The following is a 16,336-nucleotide window of genomic DNA, read 5'->3' as shown; positions in this document are numbered from 1 at the left end:
TCTAGAGGGTGTTACGGACTGAGTAGATGACCAGATTGGGTGTATGACGGATGCTTCTTGCGCCTACCGGTACCCCACTGACTGCAGTGAGGAGGAGTGGGCGTTCGTCGTGCCCTACCTCACGCTTCTGCCGGAGGAGGCCGGGCAGCGCCGGCACGACCTTCGGGCCGTGTTCGACGCCCTGCGCTGGCTGATGCGAGCGGGAGCTCCCTGGCGCTTGCTGCCCGGCGACTTTCCGCCCTGGCATGCGGTCTACGACCAGGCCCGGCGTTGGATGATGGCAGGCGTGTTCGAGGTCATGGTGCACGATCTGCGCGTCGTGCTGCGCTTGGCGCAGGGTCGTGCCCCCGAGCCGAGCGCGGTGGTTTTGGACGCACGCACGCTGCAGAGTACGCCGGAGAGCGGGGCACGGGCGGGCTATGATGGAGCCAAGCGGCGCAAGGGCTCTAAGGTACACGTGGCGGTGGACACGCTGGGGCACCTCCTGGCGCTGCACGTCACCTCCGCCACGGACGGGGACCGGGCGCAAGTGGCCCACCTTGCCCAGGCCGTGCAGGAGGCTACCGGCCAGAACGTCGAACTTGCTTACGTCGACCAGGGCTACACCGGCGCCGAGCCGGCCCAAGCTGCTCAAGAGCACGGAATCGTGCTGGAGGTGGTGCGCTTGCCCGAGGCCAAGCACGGCTTCGTGCTGCTGCCGCGACGATGGGTCGTCGAACGTTCCTTCGCCTGGGCCGCCCGCTTCCGCCGCCTCGCCCGCGATTATGAGCGTCTGCCCCAGACCCTGGCTGGCCTGCATTTCGTCGCTTTCGTCACCCTCATGCTCAGTAAGACAGTCGCGCTGTTCGACTTGGTCCGTAACACGCTCTAGGCCGGCGCCGAGGGTGGCGAGCCGGTGAGGGCAGGGCCCCTGCACAGCCGTATACGGCTATGCAGGAGCAGCGACAGGACGTGCCGGGCCGGCTCCCCGATCTCCCCTCATCGATGAGCGGCACCACCTCTGCCTGGATCAATGGGTGACGGTGAAGCCCCCGTCGACCACCAGCAGATGGCCGTTCACATAGGCCGAGGCCGGTGCGCAGAGGAACAGCAGGGCCGTGGCGAGGTCCGAGGTCTCGCCCCAGCGGCCGACCGGCGTGCGGGTGCGAACCGCGGCGTCGAAGGCCGGGTCGGTCTGCAGGGCGACATTGATCTCGGTGCGGATATAGCCCGGGCAGATCGCATTCGCCGTGACCCCGGAGGGGCCGAGCTCCGCGGCCAGCGCCTTGGTGAGACCGGCGATGGCATGCTTGGTGGACGCATAGGCATGGGCGTTGCGCTTGCCGTGCAGGGCCATGATCGAGGCAGTGTTGACGATCCGGCCAAAGCCCTTCGCCACCATGCCGCGCGCCGCCTCGCGAGCCAGCACGTAGGGCGCCACCAGGTTGGTGTCGACCACGCTGCGCCAGGCATCGGTCCGGCTCTCGATGAGCGGGCTGCGCTCGATGATCCCGGCATTGTTGACCAGGATGTCGGGGGCGCTGCCGGCATCGCGCAGGCTGGCCAGGCTCGCGGTCACCGCCGCCTCGTCGCAGACGTCCAGGACCAGGGGGCGGGCCTTGCCGCCCTTGGCGGTAATCGCGGCGGCCACCTCTTCCAGGGCGGGGCGAGAGCGGGCGGCCAGGATCACTTCCGCGCCGGCATCGGCCAGCGTCTGGGCCATGGCCCGGCCGATGCCGCGGGAAGCCCCGGTGACCAGGGCGGTGTGGCCGGACAGGTCGAACAGCTGGGCAGGGGTCATGCTGTCACCGTGCGTGGGGCGCGATAGCTCTCGAAATTGCCGCACACGCCGATCGACTGGCCGGAGATGTGCCGCGCATAGTCGGAGGCCAGGAAGATCGCGAGGTCGGCGACCTCCTCCTGGTCGATCATCGTGTGCATCGAGACGTTGTGCAGGAGGTTCGGCAGGTATTCCTCGAAGCTCATGCCGCGCTTCTCGGCCTGCTCGGTGATGACGCGCCGGCCGCGCGGGCCGTCGACCACGCCCGGCAGGATCGCGTTCACCCGGATGTTGTGCTCGCCCAGCTCGATCGCCATCACGTCGGTGAAGCCGCGCACGCCGTATTTCGCCGCCGAATAGGGCGAGCGGTTGGGCATGCCCATGCGCCCGGCCGTGGACGACAGGTTGACGATCACGCCGCTGCGCTGCGCCTTGAACAGCGGCACGGCGCGGCGGGTGCAGAAGAAGGCGCCGTTCAGGTTCACCCCGATGGTGCGCTCCCATTCCTCCGGCGTGATCGCCTCGACCGGCTTGGTCGGACCCGAGACGCCGGCATTGTTCACCAGCACGTCGAGCCCGCCCAGACGGGCAATGGCGGCGTCGAAGAAGGCGTCGACCTCGCCGGCCTGGCCGACATCGGCCCTGGCACCGAAGATCCCGGGCCTGGTCGCAGCGAGGTCCTTGAGGGCGGCATCGTCCACGTCGCAGACGGCGACGCTGGCGCCGACATCGGCGAACCGCTCCGCCATGACCCGGCCGATTCCCGATCCGCCGGCGGTGATGACGACGCGGCGTCCGGTGAGGTCAACGCGCATTCTGGGTGCTTTCGATCAAGTTGGCATCTCCCTGTCGTTCCCGCCGGCTCAGCCAGCCCGGCATCGGGATCTCCCGTCCTTTGGTCAGCCCCTGCGGGCGCGAGATCAGGACCACCAGCATCACGATGCCGAGGCCGACCTGGCCCAGGCCGGACGGTGCGGTGATGGTGAAGTCGCCGATCTGCCAGCCGCGCTCGAGCTGGCGCAGCAGTTCCGCGACGAAGGCCAGGATCGCCACGCCGATGACGGCACCCGCCAGGCTGCGCATCCCGCCCACCACCAGCATGGCGAGGATCAGGAAGGTCAGGTTCAGGTGGACGTTGGCGGTGGTGGTGAGCGCACCGTTGAAATGGCCCTGCAGCACGCCGCCGGCTGCCACCACTGCGGCACTGACCACGAACGCGATCAGGCGCATCCGCTCGACCTCGACGCCGGCCGCGCGTGCCGCCGCCGCATCCTCGCGGGTCGCCCGCAGCAGCAGGCCGTAGCGCGAGTGCTGGAACAAGAGCGCCAGCAGCATGGCGACCAGCGCTGCCGCCAGGGCCAGCTTCGGCCCGGCATAGACCGGCAGGCCGACCAGCGAGGCGGTGCCCTTCGTCCAGCCGGTCCAGTTGTTGTAGATGACCACGATCACGCTGAAGAAGGCGAAGCTCGCAATCGAGGCGGCGATCCCGGCCAGCCGCATCAGCGCCAGGCCGATCACGAAGGCCAGCACGGCTGCCAGCAGGACGCCCACCAGCCCGCCGGTGAACGGGTCCAGGTGGATGGACTGCATGAAGGCCGGCAGGCCCGGCAGGATCACCTTCTTGAAGGTCGGCGGGATGGTCATCCAGGCCGAGGCATAGGAGCCGACCACGATGAAGGCGGCATGGCCGAACGAGAAGATCCCGCTATTGCCGATGAAGATGTAGAGACCCACCACCATGGTGAGCTTGATCAGCGTGTCGGTGACCACGCGGGCCAGCACCGGGCCGGTGGAGGCCAGCAGCAGTGCCGCCACGGCGACGGGGATGCCCAGCACCAGGAAGGTCCAGACGATGCCCTGCCAGGAATGGGTGGGATCGTTGCGCATCAGATCCGCTCCCGTGCGGTGGCGAGCATGATGAGGCCGCCCGGGCGCAGCAGCAGCATCAGGACGACCGCGCCGAACACGAAGGCCTCGCGGAACGGCTGGAGGTCGGCCGGCAGGGCCAGCTGCAGGAGGGTGGTGAGGAAGCCCACCAGGAAGCCGCCGAGCGCGCAGCCGACCAGGCTGCCCATGCCGCCGATCACGGTGGCGACGAAGCCGATGATGGTGAGGTTGAGCCCCAGGAACGGCGTCATGGTGCCGGTCTGGGCCACGAACAGGACCGAGACGGTGACCGCCAGGAGCGCGCTGGCGATGAAGGCGGCGGCGATCACCTTGTTGATGTCGACGCCGACCAGCCGCGCCATGGTCGGGTTCTCCGACACGGCGCGCATCTGGTAGCCGATCCGGGTGAAGCGGATGAAGGCGGCGAGCGCCCCGGTCAGCACGATCGTCGCCACGATCTGCAGGATGCTGACCCCGGCGATGCGGATGCCCATGATCTCCAGGTTCGTGCTCATCGCGGGCAGGAAGTTCACGGTGCGCGCAAGCGAGCCGAACATCATCACGTAGCTGTATTGGATCGTGTAGCTGAGCGCGAAGGACACGATCATCAGCGTCTCGGGGCTGGCCAGCCGGACCGGCCGGAACGCGACGAAGTCGGCGGCGAGCGCCACCATGATCAGGACCAGGGCCGCGATCAGGATGGTGACCGGCCAGTAGAAGCCGATGGTGAGCAGGATCGTGTAGGCGCCGATCATCACGAAGTCGCCATAGGCGAAGTTGACCAGGCCCACGACGCCGAAGATCAGGCCGATGCCGATGGCGGTGAGGGCGTAGAGCCCGCCCACGCTCACGGCGTCGATGATGAACTGGACGAGGAGGTCCATCACGCGCTCCCTTGGGCGGCGACGTCGCTCGGGACGCCGAAATAGGCTGCATCGATGTCGCCGGCATGGGCGATCTCGTCGGGCGTGCCGGTGAAATGGACGATGCCGGCGGACAGCAGGTGGGCGCGGTCGCAGACCGAAAGCGCGCGCACCGCGTTCTGCTCGACCAGCAGGATGGCCATGCCCTCCGCCCGCAATGTCCGGATGCCGGCGAACACGGCATCCGTCACCACCGGGGCGAGACCCAGCGACGGCTCGTCCAGCATGAGCAGGCGCGGCCGGGACATGAGTGCCCGGCCGATCGCGAGCATCTGCTGCTCGCCGCCGGACAAGAGGCCGGCCGGCCGCGGGAACAGCCGCGGCAGTGCCGGGAACAGCTGGCCGATCCGCTCGATGTCCTGGGCGATGCCCTGCCGGTCGCCGCGCGTGCTGGCGCCGATCAGGAGATTCTCCATGACGGTGAGCTTGGTGAAGATGTCGCGGTTCTCCGGCACCAGGGCGATGCCGGCCCGGACGATCTTCTGGATCGGCATGCCGGCCAGGTCCTGGCCGTCGAAGCCGATCGTGCCGGCCCGCGGCCGGACCACGCCGGCAACCGCAGAAAGCAGGGAGGTCTTGCCCGCCCCGTTCGGGCCGATGAGCGCCACGACCTCGCCGGGCGAGACGTCGATCGAGACACCCTGCAGGGCGGCGACGGCACCGTACTGGACCGCCAGCTCCCGGACCTTGAGCAGGCTCATCGCTCCCCCTCGCCCAGATAGGCCTGGCGTACCTCGGGCTGGGCGCGGACATGGTCCGGCGTGCCCTCGGCGATGGTGGCGCCGCTGCGCAGCACGTGGACGCGGTCGCACAGGCCGAACACGATGCGCATGTTGTGCTCGATCAGGAGGACGCCGCAGCCGTGCCGGTCGCGGATGGCGCGGATCGAGGCCAGGAGCTCGTCGCCCTCGGCCTCGTTCAGGCCGGCGGCGGGCTCGTCCAGCAGGATGAAATCGGGCGCCATCACCAGGGCCCGGGCAATGCCGACCCGGCGCTCCAGGCCATAGGGCAGGCTGGACGCGATCGCACCCGCATGGGACGCCAGCTCCAGCGCGCGGAGCGTGTCCATGGAGCGCTGCCGGGCGTCCGCGCGCGGCAGCCCCTGGGCCAGGGCCGCGATCTCGACATTCTCCAGCACGGTCAGGCCGCCGAACAGGCGCACCGCCTGGAAGGTCCGCACCAGGCCGGCGCGGGCGCGCTGGGCGGGCTTCCAGGGGGTCACGTCCTGGGCCCCTAAGCGGACATGTCCGGCATTCGGGCGCTGGAAGCCCGAGAGCACGTTGACGAAGGTGGTCTTGCCGGCGCCGTTCGGCCCGATCAGCCCCAGGATCTCGCCCTTCTCGAGCGTGAGCGAGACGTCCGAGATCACGGTCAGCCCGCCAAAACGCACCTGGATTCCTTCGGCGGCGAGCCGTGCGCCCGTGCCGTTCATCGCGGTCTCCTCAGCATGCGGCCCCGCCCTTCCGGATCATCTCCGAACGGAGCGGAGCCGCAGCCGTCATGGCATCGACGGGTCGGGGATCAGAAGGTCGGCTCGGCCGGCTTCTGCGCGGCGAACCGGCCGATCGGCTCGTACTTGCCGTTCACCGCCCGCATGATCAGCAGGGGCCGGGTCAGGTCGATATGCAGGTCCGGCCGGAAGGTGGAGGGGCCGACCAGCAAAGGCTCGCCATTGAAGGAGTCGAGCGCGGCCTGAATCTGCTCGACCTCGAGCGAGCCCGCCTTCTCCGCCGCGCGCGCCCAGGCTTCCACCGCGGCATAGCCGGTCACGGCATGGCCCATCGGCGCCTGCTCGCCGAAGTTCTTCTCGTAGCGGGCCATGAACTCGTTCACCCGCTCGTCCGGATCATTGCCGTAGATCGAGGCGTAGACCGCGACATAGAAGTCGTTGAGGTCGGGAACGGCATTGGCCCAGTAGGCGCCGTCCATGGCCTCGGAGCCGACGATCGGGGTGTCGATGCCGGCGGAGCGGACCTGGCGCAGCACCGAGCCGTGATTGGTGAAGCCGCACCACATCACGAAGTCGCTCTTCTCCATCGCCGGCTTCATGCGGGAGATCTGGCCGGCGATCGTGGTGTCGTTCAGGCCGTTCCAGGTGTCCTCGCCGCTGATCGCCTCGGCACCGGCAAGCTCGGTCCAGCGATCGCGGAAGCCCTGGCAGAGCGACTTGGTGTACTCGATCGCCGTGTCCATCATGACATAGGCCGAGCGCCAGCCCTGGGTCTCATAGGCCCACTCGGCCAGCATGGTGCCCTGGGCTGTGCTGGCCAGCGACATGGTGTAGGCGAGCGGGCCGATGCCCTGGACGCCGAACTTCGGGTCGGCGGCACAGGTCGAGAACACGATCTTGTTGGCGGCCACCGTCGCCATGGCGGCGGGGGCGGCGAAGTCATAGTCGCAGGCGACGATGACCATCTCCGCACCCTGGTCCAGCACCTCGGCCGCGGCCGTGGGGCCGAGCGAGGGATCGGACTTGGTGTCGCTCACCACGATCGAGAGGGGACGGCCGAGCACGCCGCCCTTGGCATTGATGTCCTCGATGGCGAGCTCGGCGCCGCGGCGGCCCGCCAGGTCCCATGGGCCCAGCACGCCGGTCTGGCCGGAGGCGACGCCGATCACGATCGGGTCTTCCTGCGCTGCCGCCGGCAATGCCACTGCTACGGCGAGCGTCATGCCCGCGAAGATAGCCTTCACGTTCTTCACAAGGGTTCCTCCCCTGAAGTCTCTGGGCGATGCGGGGCGGTCAGGCCGCCTCGCGGAGCCTAGCCGTTTCCTTCTCGTCGATGCTGCCGTCCGCGTTGATCACCACGCCGTAGACCGAGCGTGCCCGCTCGCGGCTCACCAGGCCCTCGCGCACGTCATAGGCAACCTGGGCGAGGCTGCGCCGCTTCGGATCGCCATAGCCGCCACCGCCGCAGGTGTAGGAGACGATCCGCTCGTCCGGGTCGATCTCGACCGAGATCACCACCGGCAGCTCCTCGAGCGTGCCGTCGGCCCGCTTGCGCAGCTGGCGCGACGCCCCGCCATCGGCACCGCCACGGACACCCTTGGGCCGGTTGATCCCGCCGTCGGACACGGCATTCACGCTCATCTTGCAGCCGGCGGGGCCGTATTCGCACACCATGGACGGCGCGCCGTTGAACTGGCCGGCACCCTCGGTGTCCGGCACCACCCGGCGGTCGTAGAGCCGGATCGGGTAGGCCAGCTCGATCACCTCGATCGAGTCCATGTAGCACATGCCGGCATTGCCGGCGTGCAGCAGGGTGAGCCAGGCGTCGTGGGTCGGGCTGCCGGCGCCGCCGGTATGGCCCAGGAAGATCTGGTTGACGAAGGGCGTGTTGCGGCGCGGGTCGGTGCCGGAGATCACCGCCATCGATGCCGGCAGGATCGCCCCGGTCTCGGCCAGGCCGTGGGTGGCGCTGACCTCGGCGAACGCCGCCTGGATCGGATTGGTGATCCGGTCGGCGACGTTGGTGGTGGCGACCGAGCAGCTGGTCGGGTGCCTGGGGATGCCGACCACCGCACCCTCGCGCAGCTTCATGCGCACCCGCCGGAACGAGCCGTCGTTGCGCGGCACGTCGGGATCGAGCGAGTTGAACACGCCGATCAGCACGGCACTGCGCGTGCAGGCTTCGGACACGTTCAGGCCGAGTTCCAGCGCGTCGATATTGTCGGTGAGGTCGACGTCCAGATAGCCCTCGTCCGGATCGATCGACACGGTGGCATTGATCTTGATCCCTTCCTCGGGCGTGCCCGGGACCGGATCATGGGTGCTGGAACGGCGCACCGTCGCCTTGGGCAGCTTGCGGATCGCCTCGACCATCCGGCCTTCGCTGTACTCGAACCAGCGCTGCTCGTACTCGGCCAGATGATCCCAGCCGACTTCCTTGCCCAGTGCCGTGATCTCGCGCTCGGCGATGCGGCCGGCTCCCATCATCGCCAGATAGTCGCCCCACCACTGGTCGGGCACACGGATGCGCATCCGGCACATCCGGACGATGTCGTCGATGTCCTTATAGTCGCGCTGGACCTGGACGGCCGGGAAGATCAGCGCGCCCTCGTTATAGACGTCCTTGGCCGCGCCCATATAGGTCGTCGGCAGCGAGTTGCCGATATCGGCCTGGTGCGCCTTGACCACCGCGGTGTAGCGGTGGCGCCCATCGTCGTCGAACACCGGGATCAGGACCGACAGGTCCGCGGCATGCGAGCAGCCGTGATAGGGCGAGTTGTGCAGGTACGCGTCGCCCTTGCGCAGGTTCGGATGGAACTCCGCCATCGAGCGGGCCATCATGTCCGGCCCGACCAGCACGTGGATCGGGATGCTCTCCGCGGCGGACAGCAGCTTGTGGTCGCCGGTCACGATGCAGCAGGAGAAGTCGCGCGCGGTGGCAAGCACGCCGGAGCGGCCGGTACGCAGCAGCGTGTTGGCCATCTTGCGTGCGATCGATTCCCAGCGGTTGTTGAGAATGGCGAGTTGGACGCCGTCCATGGGCTTCGTCATCTTCACGCTCCGCCGTTCTGCCGAGAGGGTGCCACGTCCACGATCACCGAGCCGGAAGCGCCGCGCCGCGCCACGGCACCGGGGTCGACCACCACGGTGGTGAGCGGCGATTCCACGATCGCCGGGCCCTCGATCCGCTCGTCGATGGCCATGTTGCCGAACGAATAGACCGGCGTGTCGACCCGGCCGGTTTCCTTGAAGTAGCAGTGCCGGGTGCCGGAGATGGCGGCACCGATGCTGTCGGTGGCCATGCGCCCCAGCGCCTCGTCGCGCAGCCTGGCCGAGACATGGGCCTGCCAGCCGATGATCTCGATCGGCGAGCCGATGTCGGCCATCGCGAACAGTTCCTCGTGGACCCGATGGAAGGCTTCCTCGAGTGCCTTCACGTCGGCCGCGGTCTCGACCTGGCCGGACGGCAGCGGCACGTCGATGTCCCAGACCTGGCTGGGATAATGGCCTTCCAGGCGGAACGAGATGTGGGTCTCGATCGCACCCCGGGCGTTCTTCGCCAAAAACTCCTCGCAGCGGGCGCGCAGGCTCTTCAGCAGCTCGTTGACCTTGTCGTGGTCGAACGCGTCGGTGCGGGTCGGCAGCACCTCGCGGAAATGGGTCGAGAGATCGGACACGAGCCCGCCCGAGGCGGACAGCACCGGCCCCACTTCCGGGATGATCAGCTGATCGCAGCCAAGGCGGCGCGCGATCAGCACGCTGTTCAGGCCGGCAGCACCACCGCCGCCGATCAGCACGGCACTGGCAGGATCGATGCCCTGGGCGATCGTGATGTCGGCGATCGCCTTGACCATGTTCTCGGTCACGACCTCGAGGATCGCCGCTGCGGCGGCATCCACGCTCAGGCCGAGCGGGCGGGCCACCTGCCGCTCGATGGCGGCGGCCGCCGCCTCGACCTGGAGGCGCATCGAGCCGCCCAGGAAATTGTCGGGATCGAGATAGCCCAGCGCCAGGGCTGCATCGGTCACGGTGGGCTCGGTGCCGCCATTGCCGTAGGCGACCGGGCCCGGCACCGCACCGGCACTGCGCGGGCCGACATGCAGCATGCCGCCCGTGTCGACCCAGGCGATCGAGCCACCGCCGGCACCGACGCTCTTCACGTCCACCGACGGGAACCCGGTCATGTGGCCGCGGAACGGCTGGCCGATCCAGGTCTCCTTGGCCCAGGGGATCTCGCGGTTGCGGATCAGGCTGACATCGTAGGTGGTGCCACCGGTGTCGGCGACGATCGCATTGGCGGCACCCACGTCCAGGTCGGCGAAATAGCGGCCGACCACCGGCGCCATGGCCGGGCCGGAATTGATGACGTGGATCGGCGTGCGCGCCACGTCCTTGGCATCCAGCACGCCGCCTTGCGAGGTGAAGACGAGGATGCGCCCGCCAAAGCCGACCTCGCGCAGCCGGTCCTCCAGATTGCCCATATAGTCGGCCATCAGCGGCTTGAGCGAGGCATCGATCGCCGCTGCGGTGGTGCGCCGGTACTCGCGGATGACCGGATTGACCTCGTGGCCCAGCGTCACCGGCACGTTCGGCAGGCGCTCGGCCAGGCGCTCCTGCACCTTCAGCTCATGGGCGGGATTGGCGATCGACCAGAGCAGGCTGACCGCGATCGCCTCGACCCGCTCCTCCTCCAGCCGGTCGATGATCGCGTCGAGTGCCGCCAGGTCCAGTTCCTCGGCGACCGTGCCGTCGTGCAGGACCCGCTCGGGCACCTCGAAGGTCAGGGCGCGCGGCACATAGGGGTCGGGGTAGGGGACCCGGAAGTTGAACGGCTCCATCCGGCCGCCCTCGCGGAACACCAGGACGTCGGGGTTGCCCTTGGTGGTCAGCAGTGCCGTGCGCGCGGTGTTGCCGGTGATGATCGCGTTGATCGCCCTTGTGGTGCCATGGATGAACAGCTCGCCCTTGCCCAGCAAGGTGCGCAGATCCATGCCCATCGTGCCGGCCGCGACCTTGAGCACGTCGATGACGCCGCGGATCGGGTCGTCGGGCGTGGTGGACGACTTGAACAGATGCAAAGCACCGTCGTCGTCCTCGACGATGAGGTCGGTGAACGTGCCGCCGGTATCCGTAGTGAAGCGCATGGAGTAATCCTCAGAACGCGACCAGGTCGCCGCCCTTCAGGCCAAGGAGCGCGCGCGCTTCGGCCGGCGTGGCGATGTCGATCGAGAGTTCGGCCAGGATCCGGCGGATCTTGGCCACCTGCTCGGCATTGGTGCGGGCGAGCTGACCCTTGCCGAGATAGAGACTGTCTTCGAGGCCGACCCGGACGTTGCCGCCCATCACCGCCCCCATGGTGGCCAGGCCCATCTGGTGCCGCCCGGCTGCCAGGATCGACCACTGGTAGGCATCGCCGAACAGGCGGTCGGCGACCTCGCGCATGTGCATGAGGTTCTTGGGCTCCGCCCCGATGCCGCCCAGAATGCCGAAGATGGTCTGAACGAACAGCGGCGGCTTCACCAGCCCGCGCTCCAGGAAGTGGGCGAGCGTATAGAGGTGGCCGACATCGTAGCACTCGAACTCGAACCGGGTGCCGCAGCCTTCGCCCAGCTCCTTCAGGATATACTCGATGTCCTTGAAGGTGTTGCGGAAGATGAAGTCCCGGGAATTCTCCAGATAGGCCGGCTCCCAGTCGTGCTTCCACTGGTCGTACTTGGCCAGGATCGGGAAGAGGCCGAAGTTCATCGAGCCCATGTTGAGCGAGCACATCTCCGGGCTCGCCTTGAGCGGGGCGGCCAGCCGGTCCTGCACGGTCATGTTGTGACCGCCGCCGGTGGTGATGTTGATGACCGCGTCGGTCTGCTGCTTGATCCGCGGCAGGAACTGCATGAATACTTCAGGATCGGGCGTGGGACGTCCGTCCTTCGGGTCACGCGCATGCAGATGCAGGATGGCGGCACCGGCTTCCGCCGCCTCGATGGCCTGCGTCGCGATCTCGTCCGGGGTGAGCGGCAGGTGATCCGACATGGTCGGCGTATGGATCGAGCCAGTCACCGCACAAGTAATGATCGCCTTGTGATTCTTCGCCAAATTGCATCCCCTGGAAGATCGAACAGCACATCGTCAGAGGTCGGCGGCTTCATGGAAGATGCGCCGGGCTAATTGTCCCGATGCGCCTTGCCGGAACAAATGCTCAGCATCTTGCTGCACGGATGTGCAGCATTCTTGTCATGAAAGCAGCAGACAGTGCCTCCGTTTTCGGCACGGACTCTTTCGACCGGAAGCCAAAGCATTTCCTCCACCGTTAAGCGGACGGTAGGACTGCTCGCGCATTCGTGTCAACATGCCATATATGATATACCAAATACCAAACCCTATCTGGACGCAGGGGCTGGCTCTATAGTGCAGCGCAGCAACCCGGGCCCTGCGATTGGCTCTGGATAAAATTGATGTACATCGAGTCCAACCGGCAGTATCCGAACAAAGCCGGATCATTAATCCGATCTACCAGGCACGAACAGGCAGATGCACGAAAGACTGGCAAAGGTAGAAAAGCTCACGCTTCAGGAGCAGATCTATGATCAGCTGAAGACCGGCCTGATGCGTGGCCAGTTTTCTCCGGGCGACGTCCTGGTGACGCGTAAGCTCGCCGAGGAGATGGGCACCAGCGTGATGCCGGTGCGCGATGCGCTGCACCGTCTGGCCGCGGAACGGGCGCTGGTCCTCCTGCCCAACCGCTCGGTGGCGGTGCCGACCACGACCCGCGACCAGTTCGACCAGCTCACCGAGATCCGCACCCGGCTGGAGAGCCTCGCCGCCGAGCGCGCCGCCAGCCGGATCGGCGAGGCACAGCTGACGGCCCTGGTCGACCTCAACACGCGCATGGAGGCCGCCATCCGCCAGGGCGACGGCGCCACCGTGCTGGAAACCAACATGGCGCTGCATCTGGAGGTCTATCGGGCCGCCGACGCCGAGATCCTGCTCGGAAACATCGAAAGCCTCTGGCTGCGCTTCGGTCCCCTGCTCGTGGTCCCGCTCTACCAGCGCAGCGAGATGTTCGATCAGGGTGCCGTCCACCACCGCGACCTCATCGCCGCCCTCGCCGCCCGCGATCCGGACGCCGCCGGCAGAGCCGTGCGGGCCGACATCCGACAGGCGGCCGACTGGTATGCGCGGCATCGGCCGTTCGATGCTTCCACCACCCCGGCAGCTTGATCAGGCCATGTCCCGTCACGGCCATGATCCCTCGCCGCTTCGACGTCGACGCGCCCGACCGTGCGGCCGGGACGGGCAGCGCCCTGGGGACAGGCCCTGGACAAGAAGCCGGCCAGCCAGCCTGCATGACAACGACGATCCATCGGCTCGGCCATGCCTGCGGCCGGACGATGCTGCCGGATCGCGGCAGATATGGAATGGGATCGGCCGGAGTGGTCACAGGATGCGCCGCTCGTGGAAGTCTTAGTGCTTGCCCGGCATCTCGACGCAGGGACATTAATCGGCTGGCGCTGTTTCCTTTGATGGGGAAGAAAGGTACCCGATTCCGATCGGCTGCAACCTGATCTCGTCTCGGTGCCGTTGTTCGATCCACCAAGAAGTTTGGCAGGAATGATGAGCCCCTTGTCACCAAGACGCCGTCGCATCAGTCGCACCAATCGGGTGCAGGTCGCGGTGCGCGATCAGGATCATGGTCATCTCGAAGCACTCGCACGCATCCTCGATGCCGACGATGCCGCGGCACGGCGACTGCGCAATCAGATCGAGCGGATTCTGGCGGAAGACAGCGGCCATAGTGAGGAAATGCGGATACTGCCCAGGCATGGTCCGACCCGGCACTAGAGCGGTTTCCGAACGGATCGGATCGCCTGGGAGATTCTCCAAGGGCCGAGGCTGTGCTTCGAGCTGCTGGCCGGCAGGAATGCCGGCAGAGAGCTGCCGGGGTGCGGTCGGTCGATCGTCGCGAGCGGGTGGTGCGGGCCTTGCGCGCCGCCATCGCCGCCTGCGGCCAGAGGATCGCGGCCGACGAGCTGCATGACTGGCGGGACGAAGGCCGCCGGTGAGCGCCTGCGTCCTGGACAGCTCGGCAGCGCGCACCTGGGTCCTGCCCGCGAGGATGACGAGCGCGTCGACCGCCTGCTTGCCTGGTGAGCGCCGGGGCTGCGCTGGTGCCGGACCTATGGCTCCTGGAAGTGGCCAATGTCCTGCCGATGGCGGAGCGTCGCCACCGCATCACGCTCGCCGAACGCCGCCAAGCCCTCACGACCCTGCGCGAGCTGCCCCTGGAGGTTGAGCCCTGCTCCGCCCGGTCCGTCTGGCAGGATGTGTTCGAGCTCGCCGCCGGCCAGGCCTCACCGTCTATGACCCGGCCTATCTGGAGCTGGCCCTGCTGGGCCGAAACGAGATCGGACCCGGGTTGCTGGCCGGGCTTCGGCCTTTCCGCTAGGCTCGCAGCCGATCGGATGCTGGGCCCGCGCCTCATGTCAGGAGCGGGGGAATCCAGGGAGGAAGGTGGGTGCTGCAGCGCGGCACGGCACGGCGCACGTTTCTCCAGGCCGGCCTGTGCCTGTGCGGCTGCCTGGCCGCGGGCAGGGCGGCCGGGTCGGCGCGCCTGGTCGAGGTGGCTCCGGGCGTGCTCGTGCGCCGCGGGCCGGACGAGGAAGCCAGTGCCGCCAACGGCAACGGCATCGCCAATATCGGCTGCATCATCGGGAACGACGCGGTACTGGTGACCGATCCCGGTGGCAGCCTCGCAGACGGGCAATGGCTGCGCGAAGAGATCCGCCGGCGCACACAGCGGCCGATTCGCCATGTCGTGGTCAGCCATGTCCATCCCGACCACTGCTTCGGCACTGGCGCATTCCTCGACGATGCGCCCGAGATCCTGGGCCACCACCGCTTGAGCGCCGCCCTTGCCGCGCGCGGCGACTATTACCAGCGCCAGCTGGTCGAGCTCCTGGGAGATGGCGCGGCCGGCCCGGTCGTCCTGCCGACCCGGGCGGTGGGAGAGGATGAGACGGTGCTCGACCTGGGTGGCCGGCGCATCCGGCTGGCCGCCTATGCAACGGCCCACAGCGACTGCGACCTCGTCATGCTGGACGAAGCGAGCGGCCTCCTGTTCCCGGCCGACCTCCTGTTCGTGGGCCGCGTACCGTCGCTGGACGGCAGCCTGTCCGGCTGGCGGGCCGCATTGGGCCGGCTGCGCGGCACCGGTGCGGTGCGGGCGGTCCCGGGCCATGGACCCACGACCGTCGAGCTGGGCCAGGCGATCGGCCCGCTCGAGCGCTATCTTGCTATGTTGCAGGACGAGACCCGCGCGGCCCTGGCCGCCGGGCGGACCATGGAGGAGGCGATCGCCACCGTGGCGATGGCCGAGCGCGACCATTGGGCCCTGTTCGACGACTATCACGGCCGCAACGTCACCCAGGCCTACAAGGAGCTGGAATGGGAATGAACCAGAACCGCAGGATGGCATGCGCCGGCCTGGTGCTGGCCCCGCTCCTGGCGATCGCCGGCCCGGTGCTGGCCGCGGGCGGCACCGACCAGGAACGGGAGGAGCGCTGGCAGGACCTGCGCCAGTCGATCTTCGGCGAGCGCCCGGTCGAGGACGGGGTGGGCCTGATCACGCTGGAAGCGCCGGCGCGTGCTCTGGACGCGGCCCTGGTGCCGCTCACGATCCGGATCGCCCCCGAGCAGCGTGACCGTGTCGCTGCCGTCCATCTGGTGATCGACGACAATCCCTCGCCCTATGCCGCCAGGGCCAGCTTCGGCCCGGCCGGCGACCCGGTGGTGCTGCGCCTGCGGGTGCGGATCGACGGCTACACCAATGTCCATGCGGTGGCCGAGACCAAGGACGGCCAGCTCTACGGCACCGCCGCCTTCGTGAAGGCATCGGGCGGCTGCTCGGCCCCCATCGGCGTCAGCGACGAGGTCGCGATGCAGGGCATGGGGGAGATGAAGCTGCGCCCCGGCGGGCCGGACATGCATGGCGAGGCCACGCTGCTGATCCGCCACCCGAACTTCAGCGGCATGCAGATGAACCAGCTGACCCGCACCTACACCCCGGCGCGCTATCTCGACCTGGTCCGGATCAGCCAGGGCGATCAGACCGTGCTGGAGCTGGCCGGCGACATCTCGCTGGCGAGCGATCCGGCGATCGGCTTTGCCTATCGCCCGGGCGAGGCGGACGCGTTCACCGTGCTGGCCACCGATTCGGATGGCGCAAGCTGGCAGGAATCCTTCCCGATCCCGGCGAACACCCAGTGATGGCCCTCACCTTTCCACGACGCGGTGCGCTGGTCCTGCTGGCCGGCCTGCCGCTCG

15 protein-coding genes are annotated in these 16,336 nt (G+C 68.2%); 4 read left to right on the top strand and 11 right to left on the bottom strand.

Annotated features, from left to right (window positions below; genetic code table 11):
• The first annotated feature begins 43 nt into the window (after positions 1-43).
• Positions 44-871: an IS5 family transposase gene (locus tag VNS22_RS25790; RefSeq protein ID WP_325737653.1), complete on the top strand. Its 828-nt coding sequence runs from the start codon at positions 44-46 to the stop codon at positions 869-871.
• Between the two features lie 138 nt (positions 872-1,009).
• Here VNS22_RS25790 and VNS22_RS25785 read toward each other — a convergent pair whose 3' ends face one another.
• The 10 genes from VNS22_RS25785 to VNS22_RS25740 form a co-directional block, all read right to left on the bottom strand.
• Positions 1,010-1,780 (bottom strand): SDR family NAD(P)-dependent oxidoreductase, encoded by a 771-nt coding sequence (locus VNS22_RS25785; RefSeq protein WP_325737651.1) that lies wholly within the window; start codon positions 1,778-1,780, stop codon positions 1,010-1,012.
• On the bottom strand, positions 1,777-2,574 hold the full coding sequence (locus tag VNS22_RS25780; protein ID WP_325737649.1) for an SDR family oxidoreductase: 798 nt from the start codon (positions 2,572-2,574) through the stop codon (positions 1,777-1,779). Before VNS22_RS25780 ends, VNS22_RS25785 begins: the two co-directional genes overlap by 4 nt.
• A complete protein-coding gene (locus VNS22_RS25775) occupies positions 2,564-3,646 on the bottom strand; it encodes a branched-chain amino acid ABC transporter permease (RefSeq protein WP_325737647.1) in 1,083 nt (360 codons plus the stop codon). Before VNS22_RS25775 ends, VNS22_RS25780 begins: the two co-directional genes overlap by 11 nt.
• Entirely contained in the window at positions 3,646-4,530 is an 885-nt protein-coding gene (locus VNS22_RS25770; protein WP_325737645.1) for a branched-chain amino acid ABC transporter permease, read from the bottom strand. The genes VNS22_RS25775 and VNS22_RS25770 overlap by 1 nt, the downstream gene beginning before the upstream one ends.
• Entirely contained in the window at positions 4,530-5,270 is a 741-nt protein-coding gene (locus VNS22_RS25765) for an ABC transporter ATP-binding protein (protein WP_325737643.1), read from the bottom strand. Before VNS22_RS25765 ends, VNS22_RS25770 begins: the two co-directional genes overlap by 1 nt.
• Positions 5,267-6,001, bottom strand: coding sequence for an ABC transporter ATP-binding protein (locus VNS22_RS25760; protein WP_325737640.1), 735 nt, complete (start codon positions 5,999-6,001; stop codon positions 5,267-5,269). The genes VNS22_RS25765 and VNS22_RS25760 overlap by 4 nt, the downstream gene beginning before the upstream one ends.
• Before the next feature lie 89 nt (positions 6,002-6,090).
• On the bottom strand, positions 6,091-7,272 hold the full coding sequence (locus tag VNS22_RS25755) for an ABC transporter substrate-binding protein (RefSeq protein ID WP_325737639.1): 1,182 nt from the start codon (positions 7,270-7,272) through the stop codon (positions 6,091-6,093).
• Positions 7,273-7,312: 40 nt separating this feature from the next.
• Positions 7,313-9,070: a hydantoinase B/oxoprolinase family protein gene (locus VNS22_RS25750; RefSeq protein ID WP_325737638.1), complete on the bottom strand. Its 1,758-nt coding sequence runs from the start codon at positions 9,068-9,070 to the stop codon at positions 7,313-7,315.
• A 2-nt stretch (positions 9,071-9,072) separates the two neighbouring features.
• Positions 9,073-11,163 carry a hydantoinase/oxoprolinase family protein gene (locus VNS22_RS25745; RefSeq protein WP_325737636.1) on the bottom strand — a complete coding sequence of 697 codons (2,091 nt, stop codon included), beginning with the start codon at positions 11,161-11,163 and terminating at the stop codon, positions 9,073-9,075.
• A gap of 10 nt (positions 11,164-11,173) precedes the next feature.
• Positions 11,174-12,109 carry a 3-keto-5-aminohexanoate cleavage protein gene (locus VNS22_RS25740; RefSeq protein ID WP_325737634.1) on the bottom strand — a complete coding sequence of 312 codons (936 nt, stop codon included), beginning with the start codon at positions 12,107-12,109 and terminating at the stop codon, positions 11,174-11,176.
• A gap of 435 nt (positions 12,110-12,544) precedes the next feature.
• Between VNS22_RS25740 and VNS22_RS25735 the strand changes: the two genes are divergently transcribed.
• A complete protein-coding gene (locus VNS22_RS25735) occupies positions 12,545-13,234 on the top strand; it encodes a GntR family transcriptional regulator (RefSeq protein WP_325737632.1) in 690 nt (229 codons plus the stop codon).
• Between the two features lie 405 nt (positions 13,235-13,639).
• Here VNS22_RS25735 and VNS22_RS25730 read toward each other — a convergent pair whose 3' ends face one another.
• Positions 13,640-13,807, bottom strand: a complete 168-nt coding sequence (locus VNS22_RS25730; protein WP_325737630.1) for a hypothetical protein — start codon at positions 13,805-13,807, stop codon at positions 13,640-13,642.
• A gap of 724 nt (positions 13,808-14,531) precedes the next feature.
• On the opposite strand from VNS22_RS25730, the gene VNS22_RS25725 reads away from it, so the two are divergent.
• Both VNS22_RS25725 and VNS22_RS25720 read left to right on the top strand, forming a co-directional pair.
• Positions 14,532-15,467 carry a quinoprotein relay system zinc metallohydrolase 2 gene (locus VNS22_RS25725; RefSeq protein ID WP_349261895.1) on the top strand — a complete coding sequence of 312 codons (936 nt, stop codon included), beginning with the start codon at positions 14,532-14,534 and terminating at the stop codon, positions 15,465-15,467.
• On the top strand, positions 15,464-16,279 hold the full coding sequence (locus VNS22_RS25720; protein ID WP_325737626.1) for a quinoprotein dehydrogenase-associated SoxYZ-like carrier: 816 nt from the start codon (positions 15,464-15,466) through the stop codon (positions 16,277-16,279). Before VNS22_RS25725 ends, VNS22_RS25720 begins: the two co-directional genes overlap by 4 nt.
• Positions 16,280-16,336: the final 57 nt, after the last annotated feature.

Origin of the sequence: Geminicoccus sp., assembly GCF_035556675.1 — a bacterium.
Classification (GTDB): domain Bacteria; phylum Pseudomonadota; class Alphaproteobacteria; order Geminicoccales; family Geminicoccaceae; genus Geminicoccus.
This window is presented reverse-complemented; position numbering and strand designations above follow the sequence as displayed.